The organism is Rhizobium rhododendri (assembly GCF_007000325.2).
Classification (GTDB): domain Bacteria; phylum Pseudomonadota; class Alphaproteobacteria; order Rhizobiales; family Rhizobiaceae; genus Rhizobium; species Rhizobium rhododendri.
In genome coordinates, this window is sequence record NZ_CP117267.1 from 314,921 (window position 1) to 326,621 (window position 11,701).

General features: G+C 60.6%; 12 protein-coding genes and 1 pseudogene. 4 read left to right on the top strand and 9 right to left on the bottom strand.

The features are described from left to right. Window positions 1–11: 11 nt before the first annotated feature. A pseudogene (locus tag PR018_RS01540) lies at window positions 12–319 on the top strand (catalase); the annotation flags it as partial. An 83-nt stretch (window positions 320–402) separates the two neighbouring features. Here PR018_RS01540 and PR018_RS01545 read toward each other — a convergent pair. Next, window positions 403–1,356 (bottom strand): LysR substrate-binding domain-containing protein, encoded by a 954-nt coding sequence (locus PR018_RS01545; protein WP_111217523.1) that lies wholly within the window; start codon window positions 1,354–1,356, stop codon window positions 403–405. A gap of 200 nt (window positions 1,357–1,556) precedes the next feature. Between PR018_RS01545 and PR018_RS01550 the strand changes: the two genes are divergently transcribed. After that, complete coding sequence (locus tag PR018_RS01550; RefSeq protein WP_142824082.1) at window positions 1,557–1,856, top strand: DUF1127 domain-containing protein; 300 nt, start codon at window positions 1,557–1,559, stop codon at window positions 1,854–1,856. 109 nt (window positions 1,857–1,965) lie between these two features. Here PR018_RS01550 and PR018_RS01555 read toward each other — a convergent pair whose 3' ends face one another. From PR018_RS01555 to PR018_RS01570, 4 genes are all read right to left on the bottom strand, one after another. Continuing rightward, window positions 1,966–3,339 (bottom strand): glutamate--cysteine ligase, encoded by a 1,374-nt coding sequence (locus tag PR018_RS01555; protein WP_142824083.1) that lies wholly within the window; start codon window positions 3,337–3,339, stop codon window positions 1,966–1,968. A 153-nt stretch (window positions 3,340–3,492) separates the two neighbouring features. Beyond that, on the bottom strand, window positions 3,493–4,230 hold the full coding sequence (locus PR018_RS01560) for a 16S rRNA (uracil(1498)-N(3))-methyltransferase (RefSeq protein ID WP_142824084.1): 738 nt from the start codon (window positions 4,228–4,230) through the stop codon (window positions 3,493–3,495). A gap of 14 nt (window positions 4,231–4,244) precedes the next feature. Beyond that, window positions 4,245–5,738: an inorganic phosphate transporter gene (locus PR018_RS01565; RefSeq protein ID WP_142824085.1), complete on the bottom strand. Its 1,494-nt coding sequence runs from the start codon at window positions 5,736–5,738 to the stop codon at window positions 4,245–4,247. 36 nt (window positions 5,739–5,774) lie between these two features. Further along, window positions 5,775–6,287 (bottom strand): NUDIX hydrolase, encoded by a 513-nt coding sequence (locus PR018_RS01570; protein WP_202617129.1) that lies wholly within the window; start codon window positions 6,285–6,287, stop codon window positions 5,775–5,777. 367 nt (window positions 6,288–6,654) lie between these two features. On the opposite strand from PR018_RS01570, the gene PR018_RS01575 reads away from it, so the two are divergent. Then, window positions 6,655–7,098 (top strand): hypothetical protein, encoded by a 444-nt coding sequence (locus tag PR018_RS01575; RefSeq protein WP_142824086.1) that lies wholly within the window; start codon window positions 6,655–6,657, stop codon window positions 7,096–7,098. A 21-nt stretch (window positions 7,099–7,119) separates the two neighbouring features. Here PR018_RS01575 and PR018_RS01580 read toward each other — a convergent pair whose 3' ends face one another. Further along, entirely contained in the window at window positions 7,120–7,791 is a 672-nt protein-coding gene (locus tag PR018_RS01580; protein WP_142824087.1) for an outer membrane protein, read from the bottom strand. A gap of 169 nt (window positions 7,792–7,960) precedes the next feature. Continuing rightward, the gene (locus PR018_RS01585) at window positions 7,961–8,941 is read right to left on the bottom strand and encodes an NmrA/HSCARG family protein (RefSeq protein WP_142824088.1); all 981 of its coding nucleotides are present in this window, start codon (window positions 8,939–8,941) and stop codon (window positions 7,961–7,963) included. A 98-nt stretch (window positions 8,942–9,039) separates the two neighbouring features. On the opposite strand from PR018_RS01585, the gene PR018_RS01590 reads away from it, so the two are divergent. Beyond that, window positions 9,040–9,939 carry a LysR family transcriptional regulator gene (locus tag PR018_RS01590; RefSeq protein WP_142824089.1) on the top strand — a complete coding sequence of 300 codons (900 nt, stop codon included), beginning with the start codon at window positions 9,040–9,042 and terminating at the stop codon, window positions 9,937–9,939. A 173-nt stretch (window positions 9,940–10,112) separates the two neighbouring features. Here the strand turns inward: PR018_RS01590 and PR018_RS01595 are convergent, their stop codons facing one another. After that, on the bottom strand, window positions 10,113–10,793 hold the full coding sequence (locus tag PR018_RS01595; RefSeq protein WP_142824090.1) for a L,D-transpeptidase: 681 nt from the start codon (window positions 10,791–10,793) through the stop codon (window positions 10,113–10,115). Between the two features lie 135 nt (window positions 10,794–10,928). Further along, complete coding sequence (locus tag PR018_RS01600) at window positions 10,929–11,681, bottom strand: L,D-transpeptidase (RefSeq protein WP_142824091.1); 753 nt, start codon at window positions 11,679–11,681, stop codon at window positions 10,929–10,931. Window positions 11,682–11,701: the final 20 nt, after the last annotated feature.

The following is an 11,701-nucleotide window of genomic DNA, read 5'->3' on the forward strand; positions in this document are numbered from 1 at the left end:
GCATCTGAGCCATGCCGGAAATGGATGCACAAAAGACATCCTACAATCCGTTCGACCTGACGAAAGTCTGGCCGCACCCGGAGTATCCGCCGATCGAAATCGGCGTGATCGAACTGAACCGCAATCCGGAAAACTACTTCGCCGAGATCGAGACGCCGCGTTCTCGCCGTCGAACATCGCCGCTGCCATGGGCGAGATCGTCGAGCGTCAGCTGGCCCATTTCAAGCTGGTGCATCCGGAATACGAGGCCGGTGTCCGTATCGCGCTCAAGAACGCGCACGGCTACGAAGCCGATACGATCAGCGCCGCCGCAGAGTAGGGCTTTTTGCTGCGAAAACAGAGTTTGGAAATCGGGGCTTTTGCCCCGATTTCTGTTTCAGGCGGACCCTGCCAGATGGGCGATTACCAGCTCGGAAGCACCAGGGCGGCCTTGGAGCGCGGCAGGTAGCGGTTGAGGCCCTTGCTGTCGGCTTCACTCTCTTCGCCCGTGGCGGCCGGCGTGATGTTATCCAGGCAGGCCGAGATATGCGCGGTGATGGCGTTCATCAGCGATGCGGAGACACCCGGCCGCTTCATGATGCCGATCTGCACCGGCGGCAGTGCTGGAAAGCCATCTGCGTGGCTGAGAACCTTCATGCCGTTGCGCAGCGCCGATTCCGGCATCACCGACACCGCAAGGCCCGCCAGCACTGCAGATGCAATGACGGTGCACGACCAGCTCGTGAACAGCACCTGATATTCGCGGCCGACAGCATCGAGCGACGAACAGCTGACCTGCCGCCACGGGCAATCCCGCCTGCCCAGCGCCAGCGGCACCGGTGCGTCGTCACGCAGCGGATGGTTGGCCGAACTCACCCAGCAGAGCGGCTCGGTCCTGACCACGTCGGACACACGTTCGCGCGGATTGTGGGTGACGAGCGCGATGTCGAGTTCGCCGCGCGCCATCTTCTCGGCGAGGTCGACCGACGGCTCGCAGACGATGTAAAGCTCGACATTCGGATGGGTCTTGGCAAAGCGGCCGATGATCTCCGGCATATAGCGGTCGGCGTAATCGTCGGGCGTGCCGATGCGCAGCGTGCCTTCCAGCCGGTTATCGTCGAAGGCCGCAATCGCCTCGTTGTTGAGGCGGATGATGCGCCGCGCATAGTCGAGCAGCTTTTCGCCCTCGGCCGTCAGCCGGTTGCCGCGACCGTCCTTGATGAACAGCTGCTTGCCAACCCGCTCCTCGAGCCGGCGCATCTGCATGGAGACTGCAGACTGGGTCTTGAAGATACGGTCGGCCGCCTTGGTGAAGCTGCCGGTGTCGACAATAGCAATGAAGGTCTGCAACTGGTCGATATCGAGCGGCGCTGCCATTGTCTCACCTATGAAAAGAGTTGATGACAAGCATTAGAAACATTCGTTGGACTGATCAATAGCCATTTGGCATCTTCCAACTGCAAATTGCATCGCAATCGAACGGCAGCGTCGTCGTTCGCGCCCGATCAACACCACCTGATCTCCCGGATCCCCCCATGAGGAGGGTGGTTTTTGCGTGCCTTGGGAAGGATAGTCAAATGAGCACGACGGAACTGAGACTGCCAATGAAGACCGCCACACGCACCCTGCCCCTTGCAGCCCGCGTGACCTATGTCTTTGCCATGCTGATCTCTGCAGGCCGCGTGTTCCGCCATCGCACCGAAATCAATCGGCTGCAGGATCTCGACGACAACCAGCTGCGTGACATCGGATTGACCAGGGGCGAGCTGAACAGGGCCCTCATGGGTTCCTCGTTCTTCGAAGACCCGTCGTTGCACCTGACGCAGTCCGCCCGGCGCCGTGCGCGTAGCTTCGGCAGCGATGATTTTCGCGGCTGAGAATTCAAGTTTCCCCGCAGGGTGATAGCCAATTGCCCTGCCTCTTGCCCGGTGTCCGGCCTAGCCGACACCGGGTTTTTTTGTGCCGGCCCCGCGCGTGCCGAATACTCTAATATTGGTATTCGTCGAAAACCGGCTCGACGGACTGATTCCAGCGACCGTTATAGCGCGTCAGCATGTCGTCGGAGAGGGTCGCCTTATTGGCCAGAACTTCTTCGAGAGGCGCGAGGAACAGGCTTTCGTCCTGGCCTTCGCTGTTGAGACGGGCACGAGATTTGAGGCCGGCGCGCGAGATCGAAACCACGTCACGGGCGATGTCGAGCAGCGAGCGACCGCCAAAGCTTGCAGTCAGGCCCTGCACAGGCACCGCGTTGCGCAGCGTCTCGACCTCGTCGAAGCCCCAGCCCTTGGTCATCTCGTCAGCCGCCGACAGGGCAGCGTCGTCATAGAGCAACCCGACCCAGAATGCCGGCAGGGCGCAGATCCGGCGCCAGGGACCGCCATCGGCACCGCGCATTTCCAGGAATCGCTTCAGCCGCACATCGGGAAACAAGGTGGACAGGTGGTTGGTCCAGTCGCCCATGGTCGGCTCCCACGATGCAACCTCACCCTTCAGCGCGCCGTTCATGAACTGGCGGAATGTAACGTGGGTACAGTCGTGGTAGCTGCCGTCACGAACGATGAAGTACATCGGCACGTCGAGCGCCCATTCGACATAATGCTCGAAGCGGAAATCGTCGCCGAAGGTGAATGGCAGCAAGCCGGAACGGTTGTTGTCCGTGTCGCGCCAGATATCGCCTCGCCAGGAAGACAGGCCGTTCGGCTTGCCTTCGGTAAACGGAGATGCGGCAAACAGCGCTGTTGCCAGCGACTGCAGCTTCATCGATACGCGCATCTTCTGGCGCATGTCTGCTTCGGAGGAGAAGTCGAGGTTCACCTGGATGGTGCAGGTGCGATACATCATGTCCAGCCCCTTGCTGCCGACTTTCGGCATGTAGCGGGTCATGATGTCATAGCGCGATTTCGGCATGCGCGGCGTTTCGGCCAGCGTCCATTTAGGGCTGCCACCGACGCCGAGAAAGCGGATACCCATCGGCTCGGCAACTTCGCGCACGGTTGCGAGGTGCTGGTTGGATTCCTTGCAGGTCTGGTGAATAGTCTCGACCGGCGCCCCGGACAGCTCGAACTGGCCACCGGGTTCAATCGATATCGCACCCATGCCCGATGGTTCGGCCAGCCCGATGACATGGCCGGCATCGATGATCTCGTCCCAACCGAGCTTTTCGCGCATGCCCTTCAGCAGGGCCGAGATGCTGGCATCGCCGAAATAGGGAACCGGGCTGTTGTCGGCGCGGAAAAAGGCGAACTTCTCGTGCTCGGTGCCGATGCGAAAGCTGTCCTTCGGCTTGCTGCCGGCGTCGAGATATTCGGTCAGTTCCGACACCGATTCGATCGGGGTCTGGTCGGTCGTGTCGCGGGCCATGAAGCTACCTTGATCTCGGAAGGGTGCCTGTGCGGAAGACAGACAGAAAGAATGGCTGATAGGGCTGGACTCAGTTACGGTGCAAGTGAATTTGTTTCAAGGCTTGTTCAGAAAAATACGATCTCGCCCAAATTTGTACAGTGCCTTGAGTAATTATTGCCAATCGCCGATCGCCGCTTGGATCACCGCCATCGCAGCGACCGCTGCTGTGTCGGCTCTGAGGATACGGGGCCCGAGCGGAATGGCGGTCACGAAATCCAGGGATCGCAACCGGGCGCGCTCGTCCTCCGAAAACCCGCCCTCCGGCCCGACAAGAAGTGCCAGCCGCGTCTCCTGTATGGACCGCAGCAGCGGAAGCGGGTTCTGCGCTGCATCGCCCTCGTCACAATAGATGATACGGCGCTCGCTCGGCCAGCGATCGAGCAGGTCATTGAGCTTCACGGGCTCGGCCACCTCGGGAATGGCGAGGATGCCGCATTGCTCGGCTGCCTCGACCGCGTTGGCGCGCAGCCGGTCGATGCTGCCGATCTTGCCCTGCACATGCTGTGTCATCACCGGTTGCAGAATGCCTGCGCCCATTTCCACGGCCTTCTGGACCAGATAGTCGAGACGGCCGACTTTCAGCGGCGCGAAGAGATAGTGCAGATCCGAAGGTGCGGGCTGCGGGCGTGTCTGCAAATGGGGGATCAGCAGCAGGCGCTTGCGGGTCGGAAAGGCGAGCTTGGCCTGCCATTCCCCGTCGCGGCCGTTGAAGATCAAGATCTCCGCATCGGCTTCGAGCCGCAGCACGTTGGCCAGATAGTTGAATTGTTCTGCGCCGACCTCGAGGGGCTGGCCCTCTGAGATATCGGCGGCGACGAACAGTCGCTGCATACGAAAATTGGCGCGCATGAAAACCCTGGCTGTTAGACGAAGAGCGCGAACATAACCGAATAAACCCCGGCCGCAAGCAGGGCCGCCGCAGGCACCGTCACGATCCAGGCGCCGATGATCGTCAGGAAATGCGACCGGCGTACCAGGCGTCGGCGGCTGATCTCGTCCGGATTGTAGACTTCCTGTTCCTCGATATCCCAATGCTCCGCCTTCATCCGCATATAGGCCATCCGCCGTTTCGAGTTGCGGGTATACCATTCACGGAAGAACCCGACGCCGAAGACCGCGCCGATTGCGACATGGGTCGAGCTGACCGGCATTCCGAACCAGGAAGTGACGATAACGGTCAGCGCCGCCGAAAGAGCGACGCAGTAGCCGCGCATCGGGTTGAGCTTGGTGATCTGCTCGCCGACAAGCCGGATCAACCGGGGCCCGAACAGCAGGATGCCGACGGCAATTCCGCAGCCGCCGATCAGGACGACCCAGAACGGCGCTGGACCGGCGGGTAAGGTCCCTGCAGAGCGCACGATCGCGCTCAGTGGGCCGACTGTGTTGGCGATATCGTTGGCGCCATGGGCAAAGGACAGCAGCGCCGCCGAGCAAATCAACGGCAGGCGAAACAGGCCGCGCAAGGCGCTGTTCTTGTTCTCGAGGCCGACCGACTGGCGCGCCACCAGAGGCCGCGCCATCAGCCACACCAGCAGGCCGACGGTGATGCCGATCGTCAGAACCGTTGCCGGGGAATAGGGCGCGGCGCGCGTCAGCACCATCACGAGGTAGGATGCAAAGGTGCCTGCCATCGTCCCCGTCAGGATCGGGATCCAGTAGCGGGCAGCAAGGATCTTGTCGTCGCGGTAGATGATGAAGGTCTTGATCAGGTACAAAAAGCCTGCGGCAATCGCCCCGGCGATCATCGGCGTCAACATCCAGGTGACCGAGATCGCGATGACAGTGCGCCAATGGATGGTATCGACACCGACGCCGGCAATCCCCGCGCCGATGACGGCGCCAACGATGGCATGCGTGGTCGAGACCGGCGCCTTCAGCCAGGTCGCAAGATTGATCCAGACGGCGGCGGCAGTCAGCGCCGAGATCATCACCCAGGCGAGCAGGCCGCTCTGGGCGATCCGCGACGTATCGATGATCTCCGAGGATATGGTCCGCACCACGGGACCGCCGGCGATGGTGGCGCCCAGCACCTCGACGACCGCCGCCATTACCAGCGCCTGCCGCATGCCGATGGCGCGCGCACCGACGGCAGCGCCTACGGTATTGGCCACATCCTTCGCGCCGATGTTGAGCGCCATATATCCAGCCAGCGCTACGCCGGCAATGACCAGCGTCGCGCCGGGTCTGTCGAACACGTAGATGCCGGCAAACAGCATGGCAACGCCGAGGAATATCAGCGCATAGCCGGGCGCGATCAGCGGCTTTACCACGTGATCGGCGGCGTCCTCGACATAGGTGAGCTTGTCGAGATCCTTGTCGAGAGTTGGCTTTATCAATCCGGCCGGCCGCTCAGACATGCTTTTTCCTCGACGTTGAGGCGCAATGCTGTGAGGTCACGACGTGGAACTGCGGTCGGTGTCTTCGGCCTGGCCGGTAAGTCCCATCCGCTGCTGGAAGGCGAGGATGAGATCGCGCAGTTCCGGTTCACGGACGCGCCTGACGGCTTCGTTGCAGGAAACCCATTCGAGCGTGCGTTCGCCCTTTTCCTTGAAATTCTTGGCAAGTTCGGTGACGGCAAGGGCGTAGACCTGCACCTTGCACGGCACGGTCAGGCCGTCCTTCATGACCTTGGGGTAGGTGAAGAAGCCGAGAGATGTGGCTTCCACTTTTCCGCGCACGCCGGCCTCCTCGTAAGCCTCGCGGGCGGCCACTTCATGCGACAGCTTGCCTGACATCGGCCAGCCCTTGGGAATGACCCAGCGACCGGTATCGCGGCTGGTCATCAGCAACATTTCCAACTCGCCTGTCTTCTTTTTAAAGCGATAGCACAGGGCTGCGTACTGCTGCCGCGGCGGGCGACGCAACATCAGATGCATATCGGTGGCGAGTCGGGCTAGGAGAGTCAACGGGCGGGTCACCTTTGTAATTTTCGCGAGGAATCATTAAACAAGTTTATTCTACATCAACCTGGGCTAGAACCTATGAAAAAGCGGTTTAGGCCCGGCTTCCAAGGTTGATTATCAGCAAATCCGCGTCTCCATCGTCAGAATGCGTCGCCGTTCGTCTCTGTGACGACGAGACGCGAGATAGCCGAGGGAGGAGGGTCGGTGACACCAGACGTAAGACGGACGCGCTAACTTTCAATCGTCCGATGGCCTCTATAGCTTCACTTTTACGATATTGCAAAAATTAAAGAGTTTCCCTTAGTGTCTTAATGTGTCTGCTCCGGAAGTGGAATGCGGAGCGTATTTCAGTGCAACGGGGATTGCCGACATGTGGCGTCGACTACTGCTTTCTATCGGCATCTGCGCGGTTGCGGTGCCTGCTTTGGCCGCCGACCGCTTCTACTGTGCAGCCGACGACACCTCCATCAAGTTCAGCATAGACAGCGGCTTTTCAGTCGGTCCGGGCCACAAGCTCAATCATTTCCGTGGCCTTATGATCGGCAAGTCCGCCCTCATCCCGGAAGACTTCCGCAAACTGCCGCTGGAATCCAGCCAGTTGACGCAGTATTGGGCCTATGCCGGCGAAGTGCGGCTTGCTGTCGCAGCCTTTAACGGCAATGGCGACAACGCGGCCAGTGCCGAGCTTGTCATCGTCGCATCAGGCAAGGAAGATGGAACCCCGATGCCGGGCAGCTATGTCCTGACAATCTCCACGCCGGACGGTGCCAAGCCGGTCAAGCTGACCGGCAGGCTCACCTGCAACGCAAAGTGACGGGCCGCCAAACCCGCCGCTCTAGAACTTGAACGAAACGCCGAAGTTGATGGCATTGGTGAAGACGCGCGTCTTCAACGTGTCGCCACTGTCGATGGAAACGTTATCGACAAAGGAGTAATTGCCTTTGTATTCGACGAACGTCGCCCAGTGCTTGCTGATATCGTAGCTCACGCCTGCCTGTGCCTGTAGGGCAAGCCCGCCGAACTGATAGTCGAAGGTGCGACCGGACGAACGCGTGACTTCCACGTGCGGTACGTTGATGCCCGCGCCGGCACCCACATAGGGCGTCCATTTGCGGGAAGGGTCCTGAAAACGATAGAGCGCGTTGGCCGTCAGCAGATTGAGCCCGTCCGTGAACTCGAAGTGCGACCAGCCCGGTGTGTTGCCGAGGTCGCCATAGACCTTGGCGTGGGTGTAGTCGAGCGACACGCCCCAGTCCGGCTGGTTGAGCTCGTCCAGCCACCATGTTCCGCGAACGCCGTAATAGGGCGGGTTGCTGAAGGATTTGCCGGACCAGTTCGGATCGAAATCCGCGCCGTCTGACGTCGTGACATTGCTGCCGGTCGCTCCCTGCACCCCGCCATAGGCCGAAAACATCATGTCGGCAAAAGCGTGGTCGGCAACGGTAAGAACCGTAAAGAACGCCACGGCAGCAAAGGCCGACTGGCGAAGTCGATTGGCACGGCGCATGAAGAACCCCCGGATGATTCAGTCACCCATTGATGTCGGGATTTCATGACATGGCTATTACAACAGGCGGTAGAGTGGCCATTTGCTGACCTCGTTCGCCAAGACTGCTGGTTTTGCGACGGAGAATTCGGTCGCAAAGCGCAGGTTCGGATTGCGAGAGTTTGCGACGTTACTCGCCGCCACCGTTCGTCGGAGGCTCCAAACCGAAGGTCTTTTTGGGACCGTCCCAGCCCGTGGTCCTGACGAACTGCTCCCAGCCAAGGCAGTCCGAATTGATCCGCCGGCTCCATTCAAGGTCGCGATCGCCTCGGAAGTAGCCGTACTCCACCGCAAATTCGGCCATGCCGATGATCTCGCGCACAAGGTCCGGGCTCTCTGCAAAATGCGGGAAGTGCCGAAGCAATTCCTCGGTTCTGTAAGCCGAGGCGTAAACCGCCTTTTGACCGGTGACACGGGTAAAAGCCTCGATCATCTCTGCCGGCGAGATGACGTCGCCAATCACCGGCAGCGTCTGGCCGGAATAGGTGCCGGGATGATCGAAGATTTCAAGGACTGCCGGTCCCGTCGCAGTCAACGGGTCGACAAAAGGTGCCTTGAAGTGCTCGGGCAAATAGATGGGAAATACCAGCGTGTCGCCATCCATGCGGGGCGCGTAATATTCGAGGAGATTTGTGTAAAAGAACGCAAGCTCGATAAACGAACTCAGGATCGGCAACCCACGGATATAGGCTTCGACCCTGCTTTTGTCGGTGAAGTGCGGCGCAAACTTGGTGCCGCCCGTGATTTGGTCGACATTCTCCAGAGTGCTGAAGACCACGTGCTGGACGCCGGCCTCGACGGCGGCATCCGCCAGATCCTTGCCGATGTCGAACTCGTATGTTGCTGGCGGTGCAACGCCGGGGGTCATGAGGAATGCCCCATGAGCACCCCTGAATGCTTCGGCGAAATCCATTTTGCGGCCTTGCGCGAGTGGGACCGCGAAAAGCTCGGCCCCTTGTGCCGCCAAGGCGAGCGCCTCGGGAGAACCGACGTTGCCGGTGAGGGCGCGCACATGATAGCGCCCGTTTTTTAGCAGCGAGTGGGCCACGCTACGGCCCTGTTTGCTCAGACTTCCTGCGATCGCGACGATAGGTTTGCTGTTCGATGGCATGCAGATCTCCCATGCATATGGCGTCAATAGAAGCCCATGGCATGGCAGGCGGCATGGTATTTGTGAAATCGATTTAATTCTGGGTTACAATCCATCTGATGGATATCAAGCGTATGGATCTCAACCTGCTCGTCAGCCTGGAAGCTTTGCTGATCGAGCGAAATGTCACGAAGGCTGCGAAAAGGCTGAATTTAAGTCAGCCAGCGCTCAGCGCGCAGCTGAACCGCCTCCGCGATGTCTTCGATGATCCGTTGCTCGTTCCGGGACATCGTGGAATGATCCCGACCGCGAAGGCGTTCGAATTGCTGGAGCCATTGCGCGCGGCGCTGGAACAGCTGCGCAGCACTCTTGATAGTCACAAGAGCTTCGCACCCATGAGTGCCGAACTCGTTGTCTCCATCGCATGCACCGATTATGTCGAGGCGGCGGTCGTTCTTCCCCTCATATTGGCGTTGCGTGAGAAGGCCCCAGGCGTACGGATCGCCGTGCATCGGCTAAACCCGCCGAGACTGGACCAGCAGCTTTCGGATGGCAATGTCGATCTGGCGATCGCCACGCCCGATGGCAGCCAGCCGCACCTGCGCACGCGGCATCTGTTCGAGGAAACCTACGTCCTCATAGGTCGAGAAGGCCATCCGCATCTCAGGAACAGCCTTACTGCCGAAGGGTTTGCCGAGCTGGAGCAACTGATCGTTTCGCCGTCCGGCGGCGCATTCACAACCCCTGTTGATGCAACGCTCGGGGCGTTTGGTCGTCAACGCAAGATCGTCGCCTCGGCAGCGTCTTTCCTTGTCGTCCCGGAGATCGTCGCTGCCAGCGACCTTGTCGCGCTGGTGCCGCGCCGCTTGCTGCAGCGTCGGCTCCCCCTGCTGACCATGATCGACGTTCCATGGCTATATGAACATTTTACAGTGGAGCTGGTATGGCACGATCGTACCCATGGGCACCCCGGCCACCATTGGATCCGTCAACTGATCTACGATCTCATGGTCGATTGAATCGAGAGTGCCAAGCAAGGCGATTGGCGGAGGACACGTATGGTTTGGAAAATAAACCGCCGTTTTCCGTACGACGAAACTGATGTCATCTGTGACAAAAGCGATGACCCGACATTTCAGCGAGAGGGCCGGACACGAATGCCCAACCCTCTTAAATCCGCGCCAGTTGGCAATCAGCCGCCGAAGCCGCCGAAGAGGGTGCGGAGCACGTCCATGCCGTGATCCTTGTAGCTGACTTCGCCCTGCTTGTTGCCGGGGCCGACGACGATGACCTTGGTGCCGACGGGCACGTGGTCGTAGAGATCGGCGACATCGGCGTTCATCATGCGGATGCAACCCGACGACAGGTTGAGGCCGATGGTCCAGGGCTGGTTGGTGCCGTGGATGCGGAAAATCGTGTCGTGGCCGTTCTGGTAGAGATACATGGCGCGGGCGCCGAGCGGGTTGGCTTCGCCGCCTGGCACGGAGGCCGGCAGCGGATGGCCTTCCCGGGCTTCGCGCACGCGCATTTCCGCCGGTGGCGTCCAGACCGGCCATTCCGCCTTGCGGCCGACCGTGACGATCCCCGACCAGCCGAAGCCGTCACGACCGACGCCGATGCCGTAGCGCGTGGCGCGGTTGTTGCCTTCGACGAGATAGAGGAACTTGTTGTTGGTATCGACGATGATCGTGCCGGGCGCCTCATTGGTGACGAGACGGACGAGACGCTTGTGGAATTCCGCAGGCACGGTCCGGTTCGGTTTGATATTGCGAACCGCGTCGTTGGCCGTCGTCATCGGGGCGGCCGTCGTCACAGCGATCATGGACGTCAGCGCAATCGCTGTTGCGGCCATCAGCCGAATAACTTGCTTCATCCTGGAGTTCCTCTGGTGCAAAGATCGAGAGGCTAATCAAACCGATTAGAATTTCAAGATCTACAGCATCAGCAGAGGCATTTTTGGGTAGCGTCGAGCCGTCATCCGATCAGCTCGTCGCCACCCATGGTAAAATTACATCACTATGACGCGGGTGCCGACCTTCACCCGGTCGAAAAGATCGCTGACATCCTCGTTGCGCAGGCGGATACAGCCGGACGAAACGGCGCTGCCGATGGTCCAGGGCGCGTTCGTGCCGTGGATGCGGTAAAGCGTCGATCCGAGATACATGGCGCGGGCGCCGAGCGGGTTGCCGGTGCCGCCTTCCATGTGGACCGGCAGGTAGTGCCCCTTGGCAGCTTCGCGCGCAATCATTTCCGAAGGCGGTGTCCAGCCAGGCCACTCTTCCTTGCGGGTGATGGTGTGGGCGCCGGCCCATTCGAAGCCGGGCTTGCCGACGCCGACGCCGTAGCGCCTGGCCTTGCCGCCGCCTGTCACCAGATAGAGGAAGCGGTTGTCGGTATCGATGACGATCGTGCCCGGCCGTTCCTTGGTCTGGTAGTCCACCATCTGCGGCAGATACTGCGGGTCGAGTGTCGAGCGGATGACAGGCATGCCGGGTCGCACGTTGGCAACCGTTTGTACGGGTCTGCCGCCGAACAGCGGACGCGAAGCCCGCTGCTGGAATAGCCCGCGCGGCTGGACCGGAACCGGGCGGGGGTACACAACCGGCTGGACGGAGGCGCCGCCGAGCTGCGTCACCCACGGGGCCGTGAGGTCGGCGCTGACGATGACCGGCGGGCGTATCTGGTAACGGTCGGTGGCGAGGGCAGGGGCGGCAAAGGCGGCGACGAGGCCGGCCGCAAGCAAAATAGACTGTTTCATCATCGGACGGACTCTCTACAATG